The 23,278-nt window shown below is 66.2% G+C and carries 24 protein-coding genes and 2 pseudogenes; 3 read left to right on the forward strand and 23 right to left on the reverse strand.

Features of this window, described 5'->3' with window-relative positions; translation table 11 throughout:
• Positions 1-90 precede the first annotated feature (90 nt).
• The 22 genes and pseudogenes from NFW05_RS08585 to NFW05_RS08690 all read right to left on the reverse strand — a co-directional run bounded on the left by NFW05_RS08585 (position 91) and on the right by NFW05_RS08690 (position 20,904).
• Entirely contained in the window at positions 91-456 is a 366-nt protein-coding gene (locus NFW05_RS08585; protein WP_295305113.1) for a MerR family transcriptional regulator, read from the reverse strand.
• On the reverse strand, positions 440-742 hold the full coding sequence (locus NFW05_RS08590; RefSeq protein ID WP_295305060.1) for an integration host factor subunit alpha: 303 nt from the start codon (positions 740-742) through the stop codon (positions 440-442). Before NFW05_RS08590 ends, NFW05_RS08585 begins: the two co-directional genes overlap by 17 nt.
• Positions 743-755: 13 nt before the next feature.
• Positions 756-3,131: a phenylalanine--tRNA ligase subunit beta gene (gene pheT, locus NFW05_RS08595; protein ID WP_295305063.1), complete on the reverse strand. Its 2,376-nt coding sequence runs from the start codon at positions 3,129-3,131 to the stop codon at positions 756-758.
• A gap of 27 nt (positions 3,132-3,158) precedes the next feature.
• Entirely contained in the window at positions 3,159-4,205 is a 1,047-nt protein-coding gene (gene pheS, locus NFW05_RS08600; protein WP_295305066.1) for a phenylalanine--tRNA ligase subunit alpha, read from the reverse strand.
• A gap of 51 nt (positions 4,206-4,256) precedes the next feature.
• Positions 4,257-4,616: a 50S ribosomal protein L20 gene (gene rplT / locus NFW05_RS08605; protein WP_295305069.1), complete on the reverse strand. Its 360-nt coding sequence runs from the start codon at positions 4,614-4,616 to the stop codon at positions 4,257-4,259.
• Positions 4,617-4,629: 13 nt separating this feature from the next.
• On the reverse strand, positions 4,630-4,827 hold the full coding sequence (rpmI, locus tag NFW05_RS08610) for a 50S ribosomal protein L35 (protein WP_295305071.1): 198 nt from the start codon (positions 4,825-4,827) through the stop codon (positions 4,630-4,632).
• Positions 4,828-4,926: 99 nt separating this feature from the next.
• Entirely contained in the window at positions 4,927-5,448 is a 522-nt protein-coding gene (gene infC / locus NFW05_RS08615; protein ID WP_295305114.1) for a translation initiation factor IF-3, read from the reverse strand.
• 27 nt (positions 5,449-5,475) lie between these two features.
• A complete protein-coding gene (gene thrS, locus NFW05_RS08620; protein ID WP_295305075.1) occupies positions 5,476-7,392 on the reverse strand; it encodes a threonine--tRNA ligase in 1,917 nt (638 codons plus the stop codon).
• Between the two features lie 265 nt (positions 7,393-7,657).
• Positions 7,658-8,212 carry a phosphoribosyltransferase family protein gene (locus tag NFW05_RS08625; protein ID WP_295305078.1) on the reverse strand — a complete coding sequence of 185 codons (555 nt, stop codon included), beginning with the start codon at positions 8,210-8,212 and terminating at the stop codon, positions 7,658-7,660.
• A gap of 30 nt (positions 8,213-8,242) precedes the next feature.
• Positions 8,243-9,589 (reverse strand): nicotinate phosphoribosyltransferase, encoded by a 1,347-nt coding sequence (locus NFW05_RS08630; RefSeq protein ID WP_295305080.1) that lies wholly within the window; start codon positions 9,587-9,589, stop codon positions 8,243-8,245.
• Positions 9,586-10,200, reverse strand: a complete 615-nt coding sequence (locus tag NFW05_RS08635; protein WP_295305083.1) for a nicotinamidase — start codon at positions 10,198-10,200, stop codon at positions 9,586-9,588. The genes NFW05_RS08630 and NFW05_RS08635 overlap by 4 nt, the downstream gene beginning before the upstream one ends.
• Positions 10,201-10,226: 26 nt before the next feature.
• The gene (locus NFW05_RS08640) at positions 10,227-10,583 is read right to left on the reverse strand and encodes an MTH938/NDUFAF3 family protein (RefSeq protein ID WP_295305087.1); all 357 of its coding nucleotides are present in this window, start codon (positions 10,581-10,583) and stop codon (positions 10,227-10,229) included.
• Between the two features lie 99 nt (positions 10,584-10,682).
• On the reverse strand, positions 10,683-13,709 hold the full coding sequence (locus NFW05_RS08645; RefSeq protein WP_295305090.1) for a DEAD/DEAH box helicase: 3,027 nt from the start codon (positions 13,707-13,709) through the stop codon (positions 10,683-10,685).
• Complete coding sequence (locus NFW05_RS08650) at positions 13,710-14,204, reverse strand: YajQ family cyclic di-GMP-binding protein (RefSeq protein WP_295305092.1); 495 nt, start codon at positions 14,202-14,204, stop codon at positions 13,710-13,712.
• A 48-nt stretch (positions 14,205-14,252) separates the two neighbouring features.
• Positions 14,253-14,564: a pyrimidine/purine nucleoside phosphorylase gene (locus NFW05_RS08655; RefSeq protein ID WP_295305094.1), complete on the reverse strand. Its 312-nt coding sequence runs from the start codon at positions 14,562-14,564 to the stop codon at positions 14,253-14,255.
• 2 nt (positions 14,565-14,566) lie between these two features.
• A complete protein-coding gene (locus tag NFW05_RS08660) occupies positions 14,567-14,776 on the reverse strand; it encodes a DUF2788 domain-containing protein (protein ID WP_295305096.1) in 210 nt (69 codons plus the stop codon).
• Between the two features lie 18 nt (positions 14,777-14,794).
• The gene (locus tag NFW05_RS08665) at positions 14,795-16,024 is read right to left on the reverse strand and encodes an argininosuccinate synthase (RefSeq protein ID WP_295305098.1); all 1,230 of its coding nucleotides are present in this window, start codon (positions 16,022-16,024) and stop codon (positions 14,795-14,797) included.
• Positions 16,021-16,971: an ornithine carbamoyltransferase gene (argF, locus tag NFW05_RS08670; RefSeq protein ID WP_295305100.1), complete on the reverse strand. Its 951-nt coding sequence runs from the start codon at positions 16,969-16,971 to the stop codon at positions 16,021-16,023. The genes NFW05_RS08665 and argF overlap by 4 nt, the downstream gene beginning before the upstream one ends.
• 9 nt (positions 16,972-16,980) lie before the next feature.
• The gene (locus NFW05_RS08675) at positions 16,981-18,156 is read right to left on the reverse strand and encodes an aspartate aminotransferase family protein (protein ID WP_295305102.1); all 1,176 of its coding nucleotides are present in this window, start codon (positions 18,154-18,156) and stop codon (positions 16,981-16,983) included.
• Between the two features lie 413 nt (positions 18,157-18,569).
• Positions 18,570-18,742, reverse strand: a pseudogene (locus NFW05_RS08680) (IS3 family transposase); the annotation flags it as partial.
• 287 nt (positions 18,743-19,029) lie between these two features.
• Positions 19,030-20,226, reverse strand: a complete 1,197-nt coding sequence (locus NFW05_RS08685; protein WP_295305104.1) for an NnrS family protein — start codon at positions 20,224-20,226, stop codon at positions 19,030-19,032.
• A gap of 36 nt (positions 20,227-20,262) precedes the next feature.
• Positions 20,263-20,904 carry a TetR/AcrR family transcriptional regulator gene (locus NFW05_RS08690; protein WP_295305105.1) on the reverse strand — a complete coding sequence of 214 codons (642 nt, stop codon included), beginning with the start codon at positions 20,902-20,904 and terminating at the stop codon, positions 20,263-20,265.
• A gap of 96 nt (positions 20,905-21,000) precedes the next feature.
• Between NFW05_RS08690 and NFW05_RS08695 the strand changes: the two genes are divergently transcribed.
• From NFW05_RS08695 to NFW05_RS08705, 3 genes are all read left to right on the forward strand, one after another.
• Positions 21,001-21,621 (forward strand): hypothetical protein, encoded by a 621-nt coding sequence (locus NFW05_RS08695; protein ID WP_295305107.1) that lies wholly within the window; start codon positions 21,001-21,003, stop codon positions 21,619-21,621.
• Positions 21,618-22,091: a hypothetical protein gene (locus NFW05_RS08700; RefSeq protein ID WP_295305109.1), complete on the forward strand. Its 474-nt coding sequence runs from the start codon at positions 21,618-21,620 to the stop codon at positions 22,089-22,091. The genes NFW05_RS08695 and NFW05_RS08700 overlap by 4 nt, the downstream gene beginning before the upstream one ends.
• Positions 22,092-22,330: 239 nt before the next feature.
• Positions 22,331-22,699, forward strand: a complete 369-nt coding sequence (locus NFW05_RS08705) for a VOC family protein (RefSeq protein WP_295305111.1) — start codon at positions 22,331-22,333, stop codon at positions 22,697-22,699.
• Positions 22,700-23,076: 377 nt separating this feature from the next.
• On the opposite strand, the pseudogene NFW05_RS08710 reads toward NFW05_RS08705, so the two are convergent.
• Positions 23,077-23,199, reverse strand: a pseudogene (locus NFW05_RS08710) (transposase); the annotation flags it as partial.
• Between the last annotated feature and the right edge of the window lie 79 nt (positions 23,200-23,278).

Here is a 23,278-nt window from a genome sequence, read left to right on the forward strand (position 1 = left end):
TCGGGACCCCTTGCACCCCATGCAAGTGCGCTACCAGGCTGCGCCACGCCCCGACTGAAGACACATTATAAGCGAAAAGCGGCTGCGGGCTCAGGGTCGCAGCATCTCGGCGATGCTCAACAACTCCTCGCGGAGTTTTTCCGGGGGCAGCGTCGAGGCAGTGGCCTGGCTCTCGGCTGCTGCATCGTCGAGACGGTTGCGCGCACCGCTGATCGTGAACCCCTGGCTGTAGAGCAGCTCCCTGATCCGGCGCACGAGGAGTACCTCGTGGTGCTGATAGTAGCGCCGGTTGCCGCGCCGCTTGACCGGCCTGAGCTGTGAGAACTCCTGTTCCCAGTAGCGCAGCACGTGCGGCTTGACGCCACACAGTTCGCTGACTTCGCCGATCGTGAAATAGCGCTTGGCCGGGATCGCCGGTAAAGCCTCCTGGGCAGCGTCCCTATGGCTGGTTTCGATCATAAGCGTGTTCCACCTCGGCCTTCAGCTTCTGGCTGGCATGGAAAGTGACCACCCGGCGCGCGGTGATCGGAATTTCCTCGCCGGTCTTGGGATTTCGCCCGGGTCTCTGCGGCTTGTCACGGAGCTGGAAGTTGCCGAAGCCGGAGAGCTTGACGCCGTCACCACGCTCCAGCGCGTTGCGAATTTCTTCGAAGAAGGCCTCGACCATGTCCTTGGCCTCGCGCTTGTTGAGGCCGACCCTTTCGAAGAGGAGGTCGGCGAGTTCTGCTTTGGTAAGCGTCATGCGTTACCTTTCCCTAGACGCGGAGCTCGGCGGCAAAGGCCTCTTTCAGGTAGGCCACCAGCTGCTGGATGGCGACCTCGACCTCCGCTTCCAGCAAGGTTTTTTGAGTATCTTGCATCAGTATCCGGAAGGCAAGGCTTTTTCTGCCGGCCTCGACTCCACGCCCCGCATAGACGTCGAACAGGGTGACCTCGCGGACGATCGGCGGACGATGCTGCTCGAGACCTTCGAGCAGCGCGCCGAGCTCCAGGCCCTGATCGACGACGACGGCGAGGTCGCGGATCACCACCGGCTGTTTCGAAAGCTCGGCGTACTGTGGCAGGCGCGCCCGGGTCAGCGCGTCGAGATCGATTTCGAAGACCACCGGCACCAAAGGCAGCTCGTACTTCTGCTGCCACTGCGGATGCAGCTCACCGACGATGCCGACCGGCTCGCCGTCGAGCAGCACGCGCGCGCTGCGGCCGGGGTGCAGTGCAGGGTGGGTGCCTTTCTCGAAGCGTGCCGCGAGCGGTGCGAGGAGAAGTTCGAGGTCGCCCTTGATGTCGAAGAAATCGACGTTGCGCGGCGGCGTGGCCCATTGCTCGGGCAGCGCCGGGCCGTAGGCCAGGGCGGTCAGCTTCCAAGGCTGCCGGAAGCCGGGCACCGGCGACCCGGCCGCATCGCGGAAAAAGCAGCGACCGGTCTCGAAGAGGCGCACGCGGCTTTGCCGTCGCTTGAGGTTTGCGGCGAGGTTGGCGACCAGGCCGCCGATCAGCGACGAGCGCATCACCGCCAGCTGGCTGGCGATCGGGTTGGCCAGGCGAATCAGCCGGGTGTTGCCGGCGAAGTCGCTCTCCCACGCTTCCTCGACGAAGGCGTAATTGACCACCTCCTGATAGCCGGCGTCGGCGAGAGTCTGGCGAACGCAGGTGAGCGGCCGGGAGTGCTCGCTCTGCGGCAGCATCGCGAGCAGCGCGCGCGGTGCCGGCGCCGGGATGTTCTCGTAACCGTGGAGACGTGCGATCTCCTCGATCAGGTCTTCCTCGATCTCGATATCGAAGCGGTAGCTCGGCGGACTGACGACGAAGTCGTCGCCGTCGCGCGAAAACGGCAGCGCGAGCCGGCCGAACAACTCGCCGATCCGCCCCGCGTCGAGCTCTACGCCGAGCACCCTGGCGACGCGTTCCGGGCGCAGGCGGACCGGGCGACGCTCGGGCAGCTTGGCCAGCGCGTCGGTCACCGGCCCGGCCTGTCCGCCACAGATTTCGAGGATCAGTCGCGTCGCCCGTTCGAGCGCGCGTCGCGTTCCCGCGAAGTCGACGCCGCGCTCAAAGCGGTGCGAGGCATCGGAGACGAAACCGTAACGCCGGGCTCGCCCGGCCACCGCGGCCGGCGTGAAGAACGCCGATTCGACGAAGACCTCGGTCGTCGCGAGAGTGACACCGCTGTCCTCACCACCCATGATTCCGGCCATCGCCACCGGGTGCAGGTCGTCGGCGATCAGCAGCACGTCCTCGTCGAGCTCGAGAGTCTGCTCGTTGAGCAGCAGGATCGTCTCGCCGGGCCGGGCCATCCGCGCGTGGATCGCGCCGCCGAGTCGCTGGTTGTCGAAGACGTGCAGCGGTTGGCCGAGTTCGAGCATCACGTAGTTGCTGACGTCGACGAGTGCCGAGATCGGGCGGATTCCGCTGCGTTCGAGGCGCCGCCGCAGCCAGGCCGGCGTCGGCGCGCGCGCATCGACTCCGGCGATCACCCGACCACAGTAGCGCGGGCAGGCCTGCGGCGCGTCGAGCACGACCGGCCGTTTGCTGCTGATCGAGGGCTCGACCTCGCGAACCTCGACGAAACGAGCCGGGATCCCGGTCAGCGCCGAGACCTCGCGGGCGATCCCTTCGAGTGACAGGCAGTCGGCGCGGTTGGGGGTCAGTTTGAGCAGCCGCAGGCGGTCGTCGAGGTCGAGGTGACGCCGGATGTCCTCGCCGACCGGTGCGTCGTCGGCGAGCACGAGCAGGCCCGAGGCGTCTTCGGCGATGCCGAGTTCGCGTGCCGAGCAGAGCATTCCCGAGGACTCGACGCCGCGCACGCGGGCGACCCGAATCGCCAGGCCGCCGGGCAGTTCGGCGCCGGCCAGGGCACAGGGGACGCGCAGGCCGGCGGCGGCGTTCGGCGCGCCGCAGACGATCTGCAGCGGTTCGCCAGTCCCCACGTCGACGCGGCAGACACGCAGCCGGTCGGCGTCGGGATGCGCTTCCACGGCGACGATCTCGGCGACGACGACCTTGTCGAAGAACGGCGCGACGCTTTCCTCGTGTTCGACTTCGAGGCCGGCCATGGTCAGCATGTGCGAGAACTCGTGACCCGAGCAGGCGGGATCGACGAAGCTGCGAAGCCAGGTCTCGGAGAACTTCATGGCTGCGGATTTCCCTGGGTAAGGCGATCAGACGAACTGCCGGAGGAAGCGCAGGTCGCCGTCGAAGAAGAGGCGCAGGTCATTGACGCCATAACGGAGCATCGTCAGCCTGTCCGGCCCCATGCCGAAGGCGAAACCGATGTAGCGCTCGGGATCGATGCCGACGTGCCGCAGGACGTTCGGATGAACCATCCCGCAGCCGGCGATCTCGAGCCAGCGGCCCTTCAGCGAGCCGCTGGTGAAGGCCATGTCGATCTCCGCCGACGGTTCGGTAAACGGAAAGAACGACGGGCGGAAGCGGACCTGCAGGTCGTCACTCTCGAAGAATCGGCGCAGGAAGTCGCCGATCACTCCCTTGAGGTCGGCGAAGCTGACGCTCTCGCCAATCCACAGCCCCTCGACCTGGTGGAACATCGGCGAATGGGTGGCGTCGGAGTCGACCCGGTAGACCCTGCCCGGCGCGATCACCCGGATTTCGGGCATCGTTTCGAGTCCGGCGTAGCGGGCGACGTGCGCCTGCATGTAGCGCACCTGGATCGGGCTGGTGTGCGTGCGCAGCAGGATCCCTTTGGCCACCCGGCCGGCTTCGTCCTCGAGATAGAAGGTGTCGTGCATCGACCGCGCCGGGTGGTCTTCGGGAGTATTCAGCGCGGTGAAGTTCTGGAACTCTGCCTCGATCTCCGGGCCATCGGCGACGGCGAAGCCGATCGACCGGAAAAGCGCCTCGATACGCTCGAGCGTCCGGGTCACCGGGTGAAGGCCGCCGCGCGACTGGGCGCGCCCCGGTAGGCTCACGTCGAGTGCTTCCTCGGCGAGACGGGCGGCAAGGGCCATCCGCCGCAACGCTTCGCGTCTCTGCTGGAGGGCGCTCTCAACGGCTTCCTTGGCGCGGTTGACCGCCGCTCCGGCCGCCTTGCGCTCGTCCACCGGAAGCTTGCCGAGGCCCTTCAGCAGGTCGGTGATCCGGCCGTTCCGGCCGAGATAGATGGCCTTGACCTGCTCGAGCGCGTCAGGGTCGCCGGTCTCCGAAAACGCCGCAGTCGCCTCTGCGACTATTTGATCGAGTCTGTCCATGGTGCACCGAAAAAAGGAGGCTCGCGCCTCCTTTGTCGACGATCGTCGAGCCTAGGTCTGCAGCTGGGCCTTGGCTTGTCCTGCCAGGGCGGCAAAAGCCGGCTTGTCGAAAACGGCGAGATCGGCGAGGACCTTGCGGTCGACCTCGATCTGCGCCTTCTTCAGGCCGTTCATCAGGGTGCTGTACTTCATCCCCAGCTCCCTGGCCGCGGCGTTGATCCGGGTGATCCACAGGCTGCGAAACTGGCGCTTCCTCTGCCGGCGATCGCGATACGCGTACTGTCCGGCCTTCATCACCGCCTGTTTGGCGATTCGGTAAACGTTCTTCCGGCGGCCGCGATAGCCTTTGGCCAGCGCGAGAATCTTCTTGTGACGGGCGTGTGCCGTGACACCACGTTTGACTCGGGGCATCTTTGGTCTCCTTTCAGGCGTAAGGGAGCATCGAACGGACGACGGCCTCGTCGGCGGCGTGGATGAAGGTCATGCCGCGCAGCTGGCGCTTGGTCTTGCTGTCCTTCTTGGTCAGGATGTGGCGTTTGTAGGCGTGCGAGCGCTTGATTCGGCCGCTCGGAGTGATCTTGAAGCGCTTTTTCGCTCCAGTCTTGGTCTTCATTTTGGGCATCGACTGCTCCTGTTTATAAACATGCGGCCAGGTGTCCCCCGGCGGGGGCACTTCAGACCCGGCAGCACTTCTTCGGGCTCGTGGAACCCGCTGGTGAAGCTATTTCTTTCTGCTCGGCGTCAGCACCATGACCATCTGCCGGCCCTCCATCCGCGGCATCTGCTCGACCATCGCCACGTCCTGGAGGTCAGCGCGGATGCGCTCGATCTGGCGCATCCCGATATCCTGGTGAGCCATCTCCCGGCCGCGGAAGCGCAGGGTCACCTTGACCTTGTCTTCTTCCTCGAGGAAACGCATCATGTTGCGCAGCTTGATCTGATAGTCGTTCTCGTCGGTACCAGGACGCAGCTTGATCTCCTTGACCTGGACCTGCTTTTGCTTCAGCTTCTGCTCGTGCTGGCGTTTCTGCTCCTGGTACTTGAACTTGCCGAAATCAACGATGCGACAGACCGGGGGCTGAGCCATCGGGGCAATCTCGACCAGGTCGACCCCCGCCTCCTCGGCCAGGGCCAGTGCAGCCCTGACACTCATGACCCCCAGTTGTTCTCCGGCGACGCCGATCAGACGGACTTCCGGGGCGTTGATTTCCTCGTTTATGCGTTGCGCCTTTTGCAGTGCGATGGCCTTGCTCCTCCCTTGGACAAAAAATCAGGCCGTACCACTGCGCGCCGCGATCTCGTCGAGAAGCCGCTGGCACAGAGCCTCCACCGGCATCTGGCCAAGGTCTCGCCCGCCGCGCGAGCGCACGGCCACCTGGTTCGCTGCCATCTCCTTGTCGCCGACGACGATCTGGTAGGGCAGCTTGTTCAAGCTATGTTCTCGTATTTTATAGGTAATTTTTTCGTTGCGCAAATCGGCTTCGACCCGCAGCCCGGCTGCGCACAAGGTCGCCGCAACCTCCCCGGCGTAGCCGATCTGCTTTTCCGAAATGTTCAGCACCACGGCGTGCACCGGCGACAGCCACAGCGGCATGGCGCCGGCATAATGCTCGACGAGGATGCCGATGAAGCGCTCGAGCGAGCCGAGGATCGCCCGATGGAGCATCACCGGAATCTGCCGTTCGTTGGTCTCGGCGATGTAGTGCGCGTCGAGGCGCTCGGGCAGCGCGAAGTCGAGCTGCAGCGTACCGCACTGCCAGACGCGGCCGAGGCAGTCCTTGAGCGAGAACTCGATCTTCGGTCCGTAAAACGCACCTTCGCCCGGCTGCAGATCGTAGATCAGACCCTTGGCGGCGAGCGCTTCGGCGAGAGCCGCCTCCGCGCGATCCCAGACCTCGTCCGAACCGATCCGCTTCGCCGGGCGGGTGGACAGCTTGACGAGGATTTCGCTGAATCCGAAATCGGCGTAGATCTGCTGCAGCAGGTCGATGAACGCCGCCGTCTCCGGTAGTACCTGCGCCTCGGTGCAGAAGATGTGCGCGTCATCCTGGACGAAGGCGCGCACGCGCATGATCCCGTGCAGCGCTCCGGATGGTTCGTTGCGATGGCAGGAGCCGAACTCGGCGAGGCGCATCGGCAGGTCGCGGTAGCTGCGCAACCCCTGGTTGTAAATCTGGATGTGGCCTGGGCAGTTCATTGGCTTGATCGCGTAGTCGCGGTTCTCCGAAGCCGTGGTGAACATGTTCTCGGCGTAGTTCTGCCAATGGCCAGAGCGCTCCCAGAGCGAGCGGTCCATGATCATCGGCGTCTTGACCTCGCGGTAGCCGTTGGCGCGGAGGACGCGCCGCAGGTACTGTTCGACCTCCTGCCAGATCGTCCAGCCCTTGGGATGCCAGAAGACCATTCCCGGCGCCTCGTCCTGCAGGTGATAGAGGTCGAGCTGGCGGCCGAGCTTGCGGTGGTCGCGCTTCTCCGCCTCTTCAAGCATGTGCAGGTAGGCGTCCTGGTCTTCCTTTTTCGCCCACGCCGTGCCATAGATGCGCTGCAACTGCTCGTTGCGGTGATCGCCTCGCCAGTAGGCTCCGGCGACCTTCATCAGTTTGAATACCCGGATCCGGCCGGTGGACGGGACGTGCGGTCCGCGGCAGAGGTCGACGAAATCGCCCTCGCGGTAGAGCGAGACGACCTCGCCAGGCGGAATCGCGTCGATCAGTTCGGCCTTGTAGTGTTCGCCGATCGACTTGAAGAAGGCGGTCGCCTCGTCGCGCGCCCACTCTTCACGGCGCACCGGCAGATCGCGCCGGGCCAGATCGAGCATGCGCGCCTCGATGGCCGCGAGATCGTCGGGCGTGAACGGCCGTTCGTACGAGAAATCGTAATAGAAGCCGTTGTCGACGACCGGCCCGATGGTCACCTGCGCTTCAGGGAACAGTTCCTTGACCGCGTAGGCCATCAGGTGAGCCGTGGAATGACGGATCACTTCGAGGCCTTCGGGATCCTTGTCGGTGACGATGGCCAACCGTGCGTCGTCGCTGATCGTGTGCGAGGTGTCGACGAGACGACCGTCGATCTTGCCGGCGAGCGCTGCCCGCGCCAGACCCGGACCGATGCTCTGTGCCACCTCGGCAACCGTGACGGCGCTGGCGAACTGCTTCTGCGAACCGTCAGGCAATGTGATAACCGGCATAGTGCCACCCCACCACGAAAGCGGAAAAAGCCAGAGGACCGCTCTGGCTTGCGGGATCCTGGCGCCAGTCGTCGCGGGGAAGCCGGACCAGGCGCTTCCCCGCGACCGCGCCGTGCATGATTGTGCGCCGCCGGGCCGAAGCTGCGTGCGCACAATGTCTCGTGCGGACGAATCACTGCGCCGGCCTGGCGTGCCCGGGGCCGAATTCTAGCAGATCGGGCGATCCCCGGCGACGACCGGCCGCGCCGCCAGGAGCCCGTGCGGCTCAGACCGGCCGTGGCACGACCAGCTCGATCCCGAAGTCGGTCTCGTAGGGAGGCACATGGACCTCGACGATCGAACCGGGAGCCACCTGGAGCGTGACGCCGGCGACGTCCGCATGCACGGGCAGCGCACTGACGCTGCGGTCGACGAGGATCGCGCTGCGGATCGTCGCCGGACCGCGCAGGGCCAGGTACTGGACGACCCGAAGCAGCGAGTGCCCACGGTAGAGGACGTCATCGACGATCAGGACGGACTTGCCGGTCAGGTGGACGCCGGCATCGGTCGCGCTCTCGGTGAGCCGTGTCTCCGGGAAGAGCAGGGTGAGGTCGTCGGCGTAGCGTTTGACCTGCAGATCGAGCCTCGGGACGGCGTTGATTCCGAGGCGCTGCAAACGCTCGCCGAGCAGGTCGGCGAGCGGCGCACCGCGCCGCAGGACGCCGACGATGACCAGCTCCGGGCGGTCACCGAGCAGGCCGGCGATCCGTCTGGCCATGCCGTCGAGGATCAGCGACAGCTGCCTTTCGTCGTAGAGAACGATTCTTTGCCGGTCGTCCATCGTGCCGTTGCTCCTGCTGCAGGCTCTCGGTCAGACGTCGAGACCGCTGGCGCGGTCGGCGTCGCGGGCAAGCGCACGCAAGGCTTCCGAAACGGTCAGCGGATAGCCCTCGGCGGCGGGATCGAGCTCGCGAAGCCGTTCAGGAAGGCGGGCCAGTTCGGCCCTGACATGTTCGCGGATCACCCCGAGGCCAGGCGAAGGAGCCAGACGCCTGCCTTGGCGCATCACCGGAACGATCAGGTCGGGCTGCCCGGTCCGGTCGGCAGCGACGGTCAGCGTGTCTCCGGTCATCCGGCCGTCGGCGTTGAAAGAACGGCAGATGCGCTTGCGGCCTGGCCAGGTGAGCTTGCCCTCCGAGCGCTTCCGCCGCGGCAGACCGGCGTATTCCTGGAGCTTGTACGCGCAGTCGAGGTAGGGCTTGTCGGCCGAGGTGTTCATCCTCGTGCCGACGCCAAAGCCGTCGATCGGCGCGCCGCCACGCAGCAAGTCGCGCAGACGGTACTCGTCGAGGTTGCCACTGGCAAAGATGCGCACCGCGGAGAGGCCACCGGCGTCGAGGATTGCCCGCACCCGGCGCGCGTGCTCGCCGAGGTCACCGCTGTCGAGGCGCACGGCGTTGACGCGCAGCCCTTCGGCAGTCAGGCGCGGGACGAGTCCGACGAGCTTCGCGGCCGCCTGCTCGGTGTCGTAGGTGTCGATCAGCAGCGTCGTGCCGGTCGGCTGCGAGCGGGCGAAGTTCGCGAAGGCCTCGGCTTCGCTGGCGTGCGCTTCGATGAACGAGTGGGCCATCGTCCCGAACAGCGGAATTCCCCAGCGCATCCCCGCGAGGATCGTCGATGTTCCGCCGAAGCCGGCGAGGTAGCTCGCCCGCGCCGAGAGCAGGCCGGCCTCGGCGCCGTGCGAGCGGCGCAGCCCGAAGTCGACGAGCAGGCGTCCCGGCGCGGCGAGCACGCAGCGCGCGGCTTTCGAGGCGACCATCGTCTGCAACTGCAGCAGGTTGATGATCCGCGTCTCGACGAGCTGTGCTTCGCGGATCGGCGCGACGATGCGCAGCAGCGGTTCATCGGCGAAACAGACGGTGCCTTCGGGCAGCGCGTCGACGTCGCCGGCAAAACGCCAGTTGGCGAGCGAGTCGACGAAATCCGGGTCGAAGCGCCCGGACTGGCGGAGCCAGCCGATCTCTTCGGCAGAAAACGCGGTGTCCTCGAGATGGTCGAGCACCTGTTCGAGACCGGCGGCGATCAGGAAGTTGCGCTGCTCCGGGAGCTTGCGCACGAAGAACTCGAACACCGCCGTGTCGTTCATCCCGCGCTGCCAGTAGGCCTGGAGCATCGTCAGCTGATAAAGGTCGGTGAGCAGGACGCTTTCGCCGCTCATTGGCGCGCCTCGGCGCTTCCCACGATCCTCGCTCCGCGCGCCGACATCCTGGCCAGCGCCCGTTCGCCGTCGCCGGGTTCGACGTCTACGGCGCGGATGGCCTCGGCGAGAACGACGACGGCGAATCCCGCGTCGAGCGCGTCGACGACGGTGTTCAGCACACAGTAGTCGGTGGCCAGCCCGCCGACGAAAAGGCGTCTGACGCCCGCTTCGCGCAGCCGGTTCGCCAGACCGGTGCCGGCGAAGCCCGAATACGCTTCCTCGTCGCGCCCGGTCGCTTTCGCGACGACGGTCGTCGATTCGGGCAGGACGAGGCCGCTGGCGAACTCGGCCCCTTCGCTGCCGGCGACACAGTGTTCCGGCCAGATTCCCCCCCGCGCGGCGAACGAGCAATGATCCGGGGGATGCCAGTCGCGCGTGGCGACCACCGGCAGGGCCAGCGCAGCAAAGCGCCGTGCCCACTCGCCGAGCAGAGGAACGACCTGATCGCCGCCGGGGACGGCGAGTCTGCCGCCCGGCAGGAAGTCGTTCTGGAGATCGACGATCAGCAGGGCGTCGCCCGCCCCCAGCTGCATGTCGTCGGACTGGCAGTCGGCCACCGCTTGATCCATCGTGCGCGTTCCTCCCCTCTGGCCGCTCAGCAGGTCACATGAAACAGTCCGACGGTCCTGCCGTGCGCGTGATTGTAGACTCTGATCGCTTCGGGAGTCGGCTGCAGAACGACACGGCAGTGATGTGCGGCGAAGAAGTCGGCGGCCTCCGCCGAGAGACGGACGTTGTCATACTGACCGGAGCCGATGACGAGCGTCTCGCAGCCCTTCTCATAAACGAACTCGGCCTCGTCCCGGGAAATCGTGTGCGAAGTACCGTAAATCCGCTTCGAGAGTTTCTTCCTGCGCTTGACGATCTCGCCCGAGAGCCGGATGAGAATGTCGTACGGATGGCCGCGGCCATCGACGGTGATGCTGCCGAACTCTGTGGCGTCGATCTTCATGACCCTCCCCCCTGTCGAGAAAAAACGCTCTGCCCCCGGTCTGTACAGTGACTGCGAACCGGCGGGGGCTCGCCGGAGCGACGGCATCCTGCCGATCACTCAGCCGGCGAGCGGCGCGAACAGCGCGGCGATGTCGTCGCTGGCGAACTTGGCCTCTATATCCTGGTCGGAAGAAAGGATTCGCGCGGCGAGTTCGGCCTTGCGCTCCTGCAACTGGAGGATCTTTTCCTCGATGCTTCCGGCGATGATCAGTTTGTAGACGAAGACCGGTTTGTCCTGTCCGAGGCGGTGCGCGCGGTCGGTCGCCTGGTTCTCGGCCGCCGGATTCCACCACGGGTCGTAATGGATCACCGTGTCGGCCGCCGTCAGATTGAGGCCGACACCGCCGACCCTGAGGCTGATCAGGAAGATCGGCACGGCCCCGCTCTGGAAGCGCTGGACCTCGGCTTCGCGATGCCGCGTGTCACCGGTCAGCAGTGCATAGTCGAGGTTGGCGTCCTTCAGTTCCTTCTCGATCAGTCCGAGCATGCTGGTGAACTGCGAGAAGACGAGGATCCGTCGTCCCTCCTCGACGAGCTCGGGGAGCATGGTCATCAGCAGATCGAGCTTCGCGCGCTCCCTGACCTTCTGCGCAGAGCGGGCCTTGACCAGGCGTGGATCGCAGCACACCTGGCGCAACTTGAGCAGCGCGTCGAGGATGACGATCTGGCTCCGGTTGAAGCCCTTGCTGGCGATCTCGTGCCGCACCCGGGCATCCATCGCGATGCGCACGGTTTCATAGAGGTCGCGCTGGGCGCCGTCGAGCTCGACCTTGCGGACGATGATCGTCTTCGCCGGCAGTTCGCGAGCCACCTCCTCCTTCTTGCGGCGCAGGATGAACGGCCGCACGCGGCGGGCCAGCAAGTCGCGGCGCTGGCTGTCGCCCTGCTTCTCGATCGGCGCACGCCAGTACTTGTTGAAGCCGTGCTGGCTGCCGAGGAAGCCCGGGAGCAGAAAATCGAACTGACTCCACAGTTCGCCGAGATGGTTCTCGAGCGGCGTGCCGGTGAGGCAGAGGCGGTGTCGTGTGCGAATCCGGCGGACGACCTCGGCTCCCTGGCTGCGCGCGTTCTTGACCGTCTGCGCTTCGTCGAGGATCAGTAGGTGATAATTGTGCCGGGTCAGCTCGGCAGCGTCGCGCCAGAGCAGCGGATAAGTCGTCAGGACGACGTCGTGACGGTCGATCTCGGCGAAGCGGCTCCGGCGCTCGGGCCCGTGCAGCGAGAGGATCGACAGGCCCGGCGCAAAGCGCGCCGCCTCGTTCTTCCAGTTGAAGATCAGCGAGGTCGGCAGGATGATCAGCGCTGGCCGGTCGAGCCGGCCAGCCTCCTTCTCGAGCAGCAGGTGGGCCAGCGCCTGCGCCGTTTTGCCGAGCCCCATGTCGTCGGCGAGGATTCCCGAGAGATCGTTCTCGCGCAGGAACTGCAGCCAGGCGAGCCCTTCGCTCTGGTAGTGGCGCAGCTCGAGTCCGAGTCCCTCAGGCGGGTCGATATTCCGTATTCCCTGCGCTGCCGATAGCTTCCCGGCGAGCGCCAGCAGGTCCTTCTGGCCCTTGAACAGCCAGCGGCTGGCGTCGTTGAGCTCGCCGAGCCGCGGGGCGTCAAGGCGCGAGATGCGTAGGCTCGTGCCACCGGAGAAGCCCTCGAAGAGATCGATCAGCGTCGCGGCCAACGGCTTCAGTCGCCCGGCGGGCGCCCGGACGCGCAGATTCGCCGGGGTGACCAGCTCGACGAGTTCGTCGTCACCGATTCTCGCCAGCAGTGCAGCGTCGAGCCAGCGCGGATCACGGTGGAAGAGGGCGGCGAGCAGCGGTGCGAGAGGCACGCGTTCGCCCTCGACAACGATCCCCATGTCGAGCTCGAACCAGCCGTCGTCCGACTCGACGAGGTTGGCCTCCCAGGCTTCGACCTCGAGCAGCCGGTGCCGGAAGTCGTCGGCGAACTCGATCTGCCAGCCGGCGAGACGCAGGCCGGCCAGTTCGTCGCGCATGAACGCCGGCCACGACTCCTCGGCGGCCAGACCGTAGGCGTTTTCGGGCGGCCGGCCGAAGGTCTGCAGCACGTAGCCCGGGACCTTCTCGAGACCGGCGGCGGCGAGCGCGCCGGCCATCCGCTCCTCGACCGCGCTTTCGCGCGCCACGCGCACCGTCTCGCCGTCGGGCAGAACGACGAAGTCGCGCGGGTCGTCGGGAGCGAGCTCGACTTCGCTGTAGCGGAAGACCGGCAGCGCGACGTCGAACGGGCCACCACAGAAACTCGGCAGGTACTCTCTCCAGCCACGGTTGCCATGGGTCGCCAGCGTCTGCAGGCGCAGAACCGGCAGCGGGTCGGCGACGATCTCGCGCAGGTCCGCCGCAGCTCGTTCGGGCGCTGCCGGCAACTCGCCGGCCGACTGCGCCAGAGCCTCGTCGACGAGAGCGGCGGCGGTCGGCGACAGTGGCGGCAGTGCGAAGAGGCGGGCGACGACAGTCGGATTGCCCTCGACTTCGAGAGGCCCGAGCACGCTCCGTTCAGGGTCGACGAACCACGGTTGCGGCAGGGGGACGACGAGCCGCGGCGCAGGCGTCGCGCTGAGCGCAACGCGCAGACGCCCGTCGGATCCCGGCCGCCAGGCGACTCTGGCCTGGCGGGCCGGTGCGAGGGCCAGCGGTGAAAAGTCGTCCCTGCGACAGAGCCGACCCGTTTCGGCCATCAGCCTGAGCGCCTCGGCACCGTTTCGAGGCCCGAGTCCGAAGACGCGCAGACCACTGTCGAACGAACGCTCGGCCCACAGCAGGCGCAGGATCTTCCGGTCCTCGTCGCTGAGGAAACGCGGCGACTTGCTGATCACGCGGTCGATGTTCCAGAGTTCGTCGGAACTCTCCGGCTCGCGGCCCTTGTTGACGGTGACGCCGAAACCCAGCCCGTCGGCGGTCCATTGCAGCAGATAGAAGATTTGCTGGCGTCTCGCCGCCGGATGACGGTCCTTTTTGCTGACCGCCATTGCGACGCGCCGCAACTCCTCGGTCCACGAGAGCATTCCCGGGTCGGTCGGGCCCTCTCGGTCAGAATCGTCGGCCGGCTTGAACACGGTGGTCTGGCGTCGCACTCAGTCCCTGAAATTCCCGGATCTGATCGGAAAATCGGTGATCGTCCGGGTGACCAGCGCGATGCACGCCTGCAGGTCGTCGCGCTTGGCCCCACTGACGCGTACGGTGTCGCCCTGGATCGAGGCCTGAACCTTGAGCTTCGAGTCCTTGATCAGCCGGACGATCTCCCTGGCCAGAACGGATTCGATGCCGATGCGGATTTTCAGGTCCTGTTTGACCTTGTTGCCGGAAATCCGCTGCACCGGCTGATGCTCGAGCCGTTTGGTGCTCTCCTTTTCCTTCTTCTCCATCGCCGGGAAGAGCAGGTCCCGGATCTGCCCGAGCTGGAAGTCGGAGTCGCCGAAGAGCGTGATCAGCCGGTCCTTTTCGTTGAGCTCGACACGGGCACTGGTTCCCTTGAAATCGTAGCGATTGTCGATCGCCCGCCGGGTCACGTCGATGGCGTTGTTCAGGGCGGCCATGTCAGCTTCTGAAGAAAAGTCGAATGAAGGCATGGGCTCGTTCTCGGCAGGATGGTCGTCGGACCCGGATCGCCACCGCGCTCAGGCGAAGTGGCAGACGTAATGATAAGGCTCAGCGCAACTGATTTCGAACGACGAGTCGCCGGGGACGCAGAACGACTCACCGGCTGAGTAACTCGTCCATTCGCTGCTCCCTTCGAGACGAACCCGGCAGCTGCCGCCGACGCCTTCCATGACTTCCGGCGCGGCGGTCCTGAAAGTCAGCGTCGATGGCAGGATCACGCCGACCGTCTTGCGGCTGCCGTCGGCGAGAAGGATCGTGTGGCTGACGCACTTGCCGTCGAAATAGACGTTGGCCTGTTTGACGACACTGACACCCTCGAACTGCGACATGTTCACATTCCCCAGATTTTCTGAATGATCGCCTTGGCGATGAAGCCGAGCATGCCGAAGGAGAGGACGAAGAACAGGATGATCGTCCCGGTCTTGCCGGCCTTCGACTTCCAGGCGATCTCACCGATGATGAACAGCATGAAGAGGATGAAGGCGCCGACCCCGAAGGTCATTCCGAAGTCGGTGATCTGCTCTTCCGTCAGCCCGAACATCGACGGCTCACCCCTGGCTCATCTCTTGCGGCCCGCCAGATTGGCCGCGATGCGCATGCGCAGCGCGTTGAGCCGGATGAATCCGGCGGCGTCCTTCTGGTCGTACGCCCCGGCATCGTCCTCGAAGGTGGCGATCGTCGCATCGAAGAGCGAGTCGCTCGGCGAATCGCGGCCGACGACGATCACGTTGCCCTTGTACAGCTTGACGCGCACCCAGCCGTTGACCGACTGCTGGGTGTGGTCGATCAGCGTCTGCAGGGCTACCCGCTCGGGGCTCCACCAGTAGCCGTTGTAGATCAGGCTCGCGTAGCGCGGCATCAGGTCGTCCTTGAGGTGCGCCACTTCGCGGTCGAGGGTGATCGACTCGATCGCCCGGTGCGCTGGCAGCAGGATCGTCCCGCCCGGCGTCTCGTAACACCCGCGCGACTTCATCCCGACGTAGCGGTTCTCGACGAGGTCGATTCGTCCGATGCCATGGCGGCCGCCGAGCTCGTTGAGCCGGGCGAGCAGTTCGTGCGCCGCCATCCGCTGGCCATCGATCGCCACCAGGTCGCCACCGGCGAACTCGAGATCGACGTACTCGGGCGAATCGGGCGCTGCCTCGGGCGACACCGTCCAGCGCCACATCGACTCCTCGGCCTCGGCCGACGGATCCTCGAGGTGCCGCCCCTCGTAGCTGATGTGTAGCAGATTGGCGTCCATCGAGTACGGCGAACCGCCTTCACGATGCTTCATCTCGATCGGGATGTCGTGGCGCTCGGCGTAGGCGAGCAGCTTCTCGCGCGAGAGCAGGTCCCACTCGCGCCACGGCGCGATGATCCGGATCCCCGGGCGCAGCGCGTACGCGCCGAGCTCGAAGCGCACCTGGTCGTTGCCCTTGCCGGTCGCGCCGTGGGCGACGGCATCGGCGCCGGTCAGGTTGGCGATCTCGATCATCCGCTTGGCGATCAGCGGCCGGGCGATCGACGTCCCGAGCAGGTACTCGCCCTCATAGACCGTGTTGGCGCGGAACATCGGGAAGACGAAGTCGCGGACGAACTCCTCGCGCAGGTCGTCGATGTAGATGTTCTCGGGCGCGATACCGAACTTCAGCGCCTTTGGCCGCGCGGCTTCGATCTCCTCGCCCTGGCCGAGGTCGGCGGTGAAGGTCACCACTTCGCACGCGTAGGTGTCCTGCAGCCACTTCAGGATCACCGAGGTGTCCAGCCCGCCCGAATAGGCGAGCACCACTTTTCTGATTGCACTCATGGGCCGTTCCTGCTCAGCTCGGCGCTGTTGTCGACGCGGCCGAGCAGCAGATACTCGAGCAGCGCCTTCTGCGTATGCATTCGGTTCTCGGCTTCGTCCCACACGACGCTCTGCGGACCGTCGATCACCTCGGCGGTGACTTCCTCGCCGCGATGGACGGGCAGGCAATGCATGAACAGAGCGTCCGGGTGGGCCACGCGCATCATCTCGGCGTCGACCTGCCAGTCGGCGAAATCCCGCCGACGCTCCTCGTTCTCGGCCTCGAAGCCCATCGATGTCCACACGTCGGTGGTCACCAGATCGGCGCCGCGCGCGGCGTCCATCGGGTCGGCGAACTGCCGGTGGTTGTTGGTGCCCTGGAGCCCCGCCCGGTCGACCGCGACCTCATAGCCTGGGGGGGTCGACACGTTGACCTGGAAGTCGAGCACCTCGGCAGCCTGCAGCCAGGTATTGCAGACGTTGTTCGAGTCGCCGATCCAGGCGACCGTCCGGCCCTGGATCGGGCCGCGATGCTCGATGAAGGTGAAGATGTCGGCGAGAATCTGGCAAGGGTGATACTCGTTGCTCAGCCCGTTGATCACCGGCACTCGCGAATGCGCGGCGAAGCGCTGGATCATCGCCTGCTCGAAGGTGCGGATCATCACCACGTCGCTCATCCGCGAGATCACCCGCGCCGCGTCCTCGACCGACTCTCCGCGCTGCAGTTGGGAATCGCGGCTGTTCAGGTAGATCGCCGACCCGCCGAGCTGCTGCATGCCGGCCTCGAACGACAGCCGGGTGCGCGTGCTCGCCTTCTCGAAGATCATCACCAGCGTCCGGTCGCCGAGCGGAGAGTACCTCCGGTAAGCCTTGAACTCCGACTTGATCCAGCGCGCGCGCTCGAAGAGGTGGTCGAATTCCGGCCGCGTGAAGTCGCGGAACTGGAGGAAGTGCTTCACGCAGGCCATCGAAGGTCTCTATGCGGTGCGCAGGAAGTCGCGGATCAGCGGTGCGAGGCGCGCGACGAGTTCACGCCCCTCGTCGGCGCTGAAGGTCAGTGGCGGCAGCAGGCGGACGACCGTGTCGGCGGTGACGTTGATCAGCAGACCGGCAGCGAGCGCACGGGTGACCAGCTCGGCGCAGGGACGGCCGAGCTCGACACCGATCATCAGTCCCTGGCCGCGGATGTCGAGGACTCCAGGACAGTCGCCGAGCGCTTCGCGCAGGCCGTCGCGGATCAGCTCGCCGATGGTGACCGCTCGCTCGATCAGGCCGTCCCTCTCGACGACCGAGATCGTCGTCAGCGCGGCGGTCGTTGCCAGCTGGTTGCCGCCGAAAGTCGAACCGTGATTGCCCGGCCTGAACAGACCCTTGGCCAGCCCCGCCGCCAGGCAGGCGCCGATCGGCACGCCGCCGCCGAGCCCCTTGGCCAGCGTCACCACGTCGGGGCGGATTCGCGCGTGCTGGAAAGCGAACCAGGTTCCCGTGCGGCCCATGCCGCACTGCACCTCGTCACAGATCAGCAGCCAGCCGCGGTCGTCACAAAGCGCGCGCAGCCCGCGCAGGAACTCGATGTCCGCCGAATTGATTCCGCCCTCGCCCTGGACGACCTCGAGCATCACCGCGATGATGTTCTTGTTCGACCGGGCCACCGCACGGATCGCCTCGAGCCGGTTGTACGGTACGCGCACGAACCCCGCGACGAGCGGCTCGAAGCCGGCCTGCGCCTTGCGGCTGCCGGTTGCCGAGAGCGTTGCCATCGTCCGCCCGTGGAAGGCGCGCTCCATGACTACCGTCGTCGGTGTCTCGACCCCCTGCCGGTGCCCGTAGAGGCGCGCCAGCTTGATCGCCGCTTCGTTGGCCTCGCAGCCCGAGTTGCAGAAGAACACCTCGTCCATTCCCGACAATTCGGCGAGCCGGTCGGCGAGTTGCGTCTGCAGCGGGATCTCGTAGAGGTTCGACGAGTGGAGGATGCGCGCCGCCTGTGTCGAGATCGCCCCGACGAGGTCCGGATGATTGTGCCCGAGCGTCGACACGGCAATACCCGACAGCGCGTCGAGATAGACCCTGCCTTCGCTGTCGGTCAGCCAGCTGCCGTTGCCGTGGCTGAAAGCCACCGGCAGGCGGGCGTAGGTATTCATCAGGTGAGACATTGAGCACCCATTGCGGAGCCTTTGAAACTGAAACGGCGGCTTGCGCCGCCGGATCACGATGCCCGCACCGCGCCCCCAAGACCGGTGCGTCCCGACACTTCCAGAAGCCAGGGATGTCGGAAATTTTGACTGAAGATTGTATAGAAGAAGTCCGGGCTTGTACAGGAGTGCGGCGCTGACCGAAGATCAACGGATCGCCAGCCGCGAGGCCCGCCAGCCCGGCAGACGGAAGAGCGAACCCCTGCGTCCGGACAGTCTGCAGACTCCCGCCGGTTGACGACCCCATCGAAAGAACCGACTGAACCGGTACCCGCTCAGTGGACGCCAAGAGGCGAGGAGCGTTATCCACCGCCGGCCGGGTCGGTCGCATCCGACGAACCGGCTGCCGCCAGCTGTTGCGGCATCGTCGCACTCATCGCCCAGCCAGCTTGCGCGAGAACCGATCGAGCACCAGGGCCAGGTACAGCCAGCCCCCGTCGGTCGGGATGGTGGTCAGGTCCGACAGCCACATCCGGTTCGGCTCTATAGCCTCGAAATCGCGTCGCAGAACGTTCGGTCCGACCGGATCGAGAGGCTTCGAGTCCGTGAGAGCCGTATCGGTGATCGTCAGCTCGAAATGCTTGGTCATTTGCTAGCGCTTGGTCGCCGAGCCGACACGGAGCGCGATCCGCTGCTCCCCTTTGAATGGGGCATGAGGCCGCTGCGTCGCCCGCGCGATGCCAGTCAATTCCCGTTCGCTGGCGGCCAGCAACGGCCCCCGCTTTCTCGCCCGCTCCTCGGTCAGCCACGGGCGGCGACTCCGGTGCAGGTCAGGGGACACAGACCGCAGGACAAGGCGGGCGCCTCGCGTTGATCGACCCCCTCGCCGGGCGTCTAGCCGGGCTTGCCGTCGATGCGCGCCCGTGAGAGCACCGGCCAGTAGCGAAGCGCATACAGGCCGAAGGCGATCGACCAGCAGATCCCCGAGCCGACGACCGTCGCCAGGTACGCATCGGGCACGAAAAGGCCGCCGAAAACCCTGATCAGCGCTGCGCCATGGACGAGGACGAAACAGGCCAGTTCGAAGCGGTCGGCGAGCAGCGGCCGGCCGGTGTGGCCGCGCGCCGTGCGCACCATCATGCCGATGGTCATCCCGCCGATCGCGCCAATGGTCAGTGCGTGCACGGCGAGCGGCCCGGCAACCAGGCCGAGCACGGACAGCGCACGCAGCACCAGGTAGACGACGATCCACGCGTAGGCCGCATGCAGGACCCAGACCAGCGGTGTCGCGAAGGTTCGCCAGGGTTGCCAGAGGTAAAGCCGGATCGCGTGTGCCGAGGCTGCGACCAGGGCGATCGTGGCGATCACGGTCGTCGGTGCCGGCAGGACATCGGCAGCGAGCAGCAGGAGGACGCTGCCCAGCGCGAACTTCTCGAGCAACGGGTGACGGGAGGCTTTGGTACCTGGAATGCCGTTGTTGGTGAACATCGGGATGACCCGTCCGCCCATTACTGCGAGGATGAACAGGACGACGTCGAGACCGGCTTGCAGACTCGCCCGCTCGGGCCAGGCGACGATGCCCATCCACGATAGGTGCATCGCCAGAACGGCGGTGCCGAGCAGGATCAGCAGCCCGACGAAGAAGTAGTTGCGTCGGTTGCGGCTTTGGTGCAGCGGGATCGCCAGCCCGATCGCGACCGCCACCGGAAAGGCTGCATTGACCAACGCGGCGGCGATGGCCCACGGCGTCAACACCAGGACCCGCCCGGCGACCCAGAGCAGGGCCAGACCAAGCAGCGGAATCCCGGTCGGTGTCGGCTGTCCGGTCCAGGTGCGGCCGGCCGTGAACAGAAAGCCTGCGAGCACCGCCTGCGTGTACCCGAAGAGCATTTCATGGCCATGCCAGGCTGCGCCGCGCAGAGGAAAGCCGGCTGGCCAGTGGCCGCTGTACTGGGCAACCCAGAGAGGGATCGACAGCGCGGCGAAGGCGCTGGCGAGCAGGTAGAAGGGCCGGAAACCCAGGGCCAGGAGAGTTGTGCCCCGGGCCTGCGGTCGCGGGCCGGGTTCCTCGACGGCGAGTAGCTTTGCCATGATCGTGTCCATCCGGAAAAAGGAAACGCGAAATCTTCATCCCGACCCGTCTGGCGGTCCTCGATAACCGTCGAGCAGCAGCCGGAACAGTTGCTCGGCCTGTTCGGTCATTCCCGCCTCGTCGCCGGCGAGCGAGGACTGGATGACCAGCCCCTGTACGGCGCCGATGAACAGCACCGGCGCCAGCGCCGGGTCGAGCCCGGGCGGCAGTTCGCCCGCCGCCTTCGCCTCGGTGAACAGGCGGGTGAGTCGCTGCCGGTACGCCGTGACCATCGCGCGCACCTCGCGGCGCACCGGTGAATCGCCCGGATACTGCAGTTCATGGAACAGGACGCGCGGCACGCCCGGGTTTTCGGCGATGAAGGCGACGTGCGCGAGAAACGCCTGCCGGATCCTCGCCAGAGGCGAAACACTCGGGTCGCTCGCCACCGTCAGCGCGGCAGCGAGCGATTCGCGCACCCAGACGAAGACCGCCAGCCAGATCGCCTGCTTGTCCGGAAAATGGCGGAAGACTGCGCCCTGGGTGACGCCCATTCGGTCGGCGATCGCCTGTGTGGTGATCGCGTCCGGCCCACGTTCGCGGGCCAGTGCCAGGACGGTCGCGACGATTTCGCGCTGGCGCCGATCGGTGCTCAGACGGGGTCGCGGAATCGATCGAGGATCAGCCGGGCCGGACATGGTTCGAATCGCTTGCCTTGTCGTAAGTATGCAGATACTATCTTACGCGTGAGTCCGGCATCTGGCAAGGCAGAGAATCGAACAGGAGCGAGCGCCATGCATCTTCCAGCCTTTTTCGAGTCGGCGCCGCGAATCATCGTGCGCGATCCGCTGGCCCGGTTTCTCGGAGCCGCGGACGACGGCATCCTCGAGTTCGCGTACGCCGACGCCGTGAAGCTCGCCGGCCATTCGTGTCCGACCGTAGCTTCGGCCTACCTGATGACCCGCGCCGCGCTGCGCGCGCTCCATCCCGATGCGCTGCCCGAGCGCGGAGGGCTGCGCGTCGAATTCCGCGATGATCGGCTCGCGGGTGCGACCGGGGTCGTCGCCAATGTCGTCGGGCTGCTCACCGGCGCTACCGCGGACGGTGGCTTCAAGGGCATCGGCGGGCACTTCGACCGCCGGAATCTGCTCTTCTTCGGCGTCAGCCTGCCGGGGCAGATGCGCGTGACGCGGACCGACACGCATGCCGCGGTCGACGTATCGGTGCGGCTCGACCGCGTCGCGTCCGATCCCCGGATGCCCGCGCTGCTCCCGGCGTGCCTGCACGGGACTGCGACGGCCGAGGAACTCGCACTCTTCCGCTCGCTGTGGCAGGCCCGGGTCGAAAGATTGCTCATCGACCACGCCGACGACCCTGACGTCATCATCATTGAACGCTTGAGGACACGACCATGAGAATTCGTCACACCTTGCTGGTGACTGCGCTTGTCGCCGGGTTGGCGCCGGGCACCGGCACCCTCGCCGGGGATACGCATCACCACGCCGCCGGCGAGCCCAGCCGGCTCAGCCTCGACCACGGCAGGAAGTGGGCGACCGACGCGCCCCTGCGCAGCGGCATGAGCGAGATCCGCCAGGCGCTTGCCGCGAAGCTCGAGGGCATCCACAAGCGGGCGCTGACGCCCGCCCAATACCGCGCGCTCGGCGCGACGGTCGAAGCGCAGGTCGCCGGAATCGTCGCCGAGTGCAAGCTCGCCCCGGCAGCAGATGCCAACCTGCACCTGATCGTCGCCGAACTGAGCGCGGGCGCCGATGCGCTCCAGGGCAAATCCGCAGTCGAGCCGGCGGTAGGTGCTCTCCAGACGGTGCAGGCCGTGAACCGCTACGGGCAGTATTTCGACCACCCGGGATGGAAGCCGCTGCGCTGAGAGTCTGACGGCGGATCCTCGCAAGCACGGCAGCGCCCGGGCAACGCGCACGATGCTGCCTTTCCTTGCCGAAGCGGTCAGGACAATTCGCCGGCGTGGGCAGGGCAGGGTACAACCCGGAGCCTCGCGGCTCGGCCAGCCGGGAAATGCCCTTTCCATTCTGTGCTAAGGTATGACGCCAACGCCGAGCGCGGCAAGCGCTGCATCCGGCGTCCCTGTTGCTCTCAAAGGAGAATCGCATGATCGGATACGTGACCCTCGGTACCAATGATCTGCCCCGCGCAGCCGCCTTCTACGATGCCCTGCTCGGCGAACTCGGCGCCAGGCGACTCTGGGAGTTCGAACGCGGTATCGCCTGGGGAGTCGCAGCGGATCGGCCGAGTCTCGGCATCCTCAAACCCTTCGATGGCCACGCTGCGACGGTCGGCAATGGCGTCATGGTGGCGCTCGTCGCCGTTTCGCGCGAGCAGGTGGACCGCGTCCATGCCAGGGCCATCGAGCTGGGCGGCAAGGACGAAGGACCTGTCGGCCTGCGCGGAGGGAATTTCTACGCCGGGTATTTTCGCGACCTCGACGGCAACAAGCTGAATGTCTTCTGCCACGGCTAGCGGAGTCGTCGGCGCGCTGCCGTCGTGAGACGACCCTCGTTGGTCTGCGAGAATCGGGGACTCGCTTTGAGGAGGTCGAGTCTGTCCGCCGGAGCTTCATCCAGGAGGTCACCGAGAAGCACACCGAGAAGCACACCGGGGGCCAGTCTGAAATCGGCCGCTCCGGATGGGAGTCGATAGGCGCTTCGCTTCACGCGTACTCGACATCGACTCCCTGGCGAAGTACGCCGCCGCCTCTTCTAGGATCTCGTTCTCGATCCGCAGCATCGCAACCTCCTGCCGCGATCGCGTCAGTTCCGCTTCCACTTCGCGCACCGGCCCTCTCGCCGACACTGGGGTCGGTGCCCCGCCTCGACGCGCCCGCGCAACCCGGTTGCCAACGTCTTCGCCGACATCTCCAACGACCGCGCAACCGCCGGAACGCTGCGCCCGCCATCGACTACCCGCTGCACCGCCGCCTTCCGAAACTCCGGCGGGTCACTCCGATTCACTCTCTTCATGTCCAACCTCCACAAGGTCAAAACACCACATGATTAGCCACAATGTTCAGCAAACCTGATCACGCGCTCTGGCCGAGGT

The organism is Accumulibacter sp. (assembly GCF_023806625.1).
Classification (GTDB): Bacteria; Pseudomonadota; Gammaproteobacteria; order Burkholderiales; family Rhodocyclaceae; genus Accumulibacter.

Bases quoted from the DNA above. Each gene is read 5' to 3' on its own strand.
- NFW05_RS08590 (WP_295305060.1), bottom strand. From the start codon at position 742: ATGACGCTTACCAAAGCAGAACTCGCCGACCTCCTCTTCGAAAGGGTC.
- pheT (WP_295305063.1), bottom strand. From the start codon at position 3,131: ATGAAGTTCTCCGAGACCTGGCTTCGCAGCTTCGTCGATCCCGCCTGC.
- pheS (WP_295305066.1), bottom strand. From the start codon at position 4,205: ATGGACAGACTCGATCAAATAGTCGCAGAGGCGACTGCGGCGTTTTCG.
- rplT (WP_295305069.1), bottom strand. From the start codon at position 4,616: ATGCCCCGAGTCAAACGTGGTGTCACGGCACACGCCCGTCACAAGAAG.
- rpmI (WP_295305071.1), bottom strand. From the start codon at position 4,827: ATGCCCAAAATGAAGACCAAGACTGGAGCGAAAAAGCGCTTCAAGATC.
- thrS (WP_295305075.1), bottom strand. From the start codon at position 7,392: ATGCCGGTTATCACATTGCCTGACGGTTCGCAGAAGCAGTTCGCCAGC.
- NFW05_RS08625 (WP_295305078.1), bottom strand. From the start codon at position 8,212: ATGGACGACCGGCAAAGAATCGTTCTCTACGACGAAAGGCAGCTGTCG.
- NFW05_RS08630 (WP_295305080.1), bottom strand. From the start codon at position 9,589: ATGAGCGGCGAAAGCGTCCTGCTCACCGACCTTTATCAGCTGACGATG.
- NFW05_RS08635 (WP_295305083.1), bottom strand. From the start codon at position 10,200: ATGGATCAAGCGGTGGCCGACTGCCAGTCCGACGACATGCAGCTGGGG.
- NFW05_RS08640 (WP_295305087.1), bottom strand. From the start codon at position 10,583: ATGAAGATCGACGCCACAGAGTTCGGCAGCATCACCGTCGATGGCCGC.
- NFW05_RS08650 (WP_295305092.1), bottom strand. From the start codon at position 14,204: ATGCCTTCATTCGACTTTTCTTCAGAAGCTGACATGGCCGCCCTGAAC.
- NFW05_RS08655 (WP_295305094.1), bottom strand. From the start codon at position 14,564: ATGTCGCAGTTCGAGGGTGTCAGTGTCGTCAAACAGGCCAACGTCTAT.
- NFW05_RS08660 (WP_295305096.1), bottom strand. From the start codon at position 14,776: ATGTTCGGGCTGACGGAAGAGCAGATCACCGACTTCGGAATGACCTTC.
- NFW05_RS08665 (WP_295305098.1), bottom strand. From the start codon at position 16,024: ATGAGTGCAATCAGAAAAGTGGTGCTCGCCTATTCGGGCGGGCTGGAC.
- argF (WP_295305100.1), bottom strand. From the start codon at position 16,971: ATGGCCTGCGTGAAGCACTTCCTCCAGTTCCGCGACTTCACGCGGCCG.
- NFW05_RS08675 (WP_295305102.1), bottom strand. From the start codon at position 18,156: ATGTCTCACCTGATGAATACCTACGCCCGCCTGCCGGTGGCTTTCAGC.
- NFW05_RS08685 (WP_295305104.1), bottom strand. From the start codon at position 20,226: ATGGCAAAGCTACTCGCCGTCGAGGAACCCGGCCCGCGACCGCAGGCC.
- NFW05_RS08690 (WP_295305105.1), bottom strand. From the start codon at position 20,904: ATGTCCGGCCCGGCTGATCCTCGATCGATTCCGCGACCCCGTCTGAGC.
- NFW05_RS08695 (WP_295305107.1), top strand. From the start codon at position 21,001: ATGCATCTTCCAGCCTTTTTCGAGTCGGCGCCGCGAATCATCGTGCGC.
- NFW05_RS08700 (WP_295305109.1), top strand. From the start codon at position 21,618: ATGAGAATTCGTCACACCTTGCTGGTGACTGCGCTTGTCGCCGGGTTG.
- NFW05_RS08705 (WP_295305111.1), top strand. From the start codon at position 22,331: ATGATCGGATACGTGACCCTCGGTACCAATGATCTGCCCCGCGCAGCC.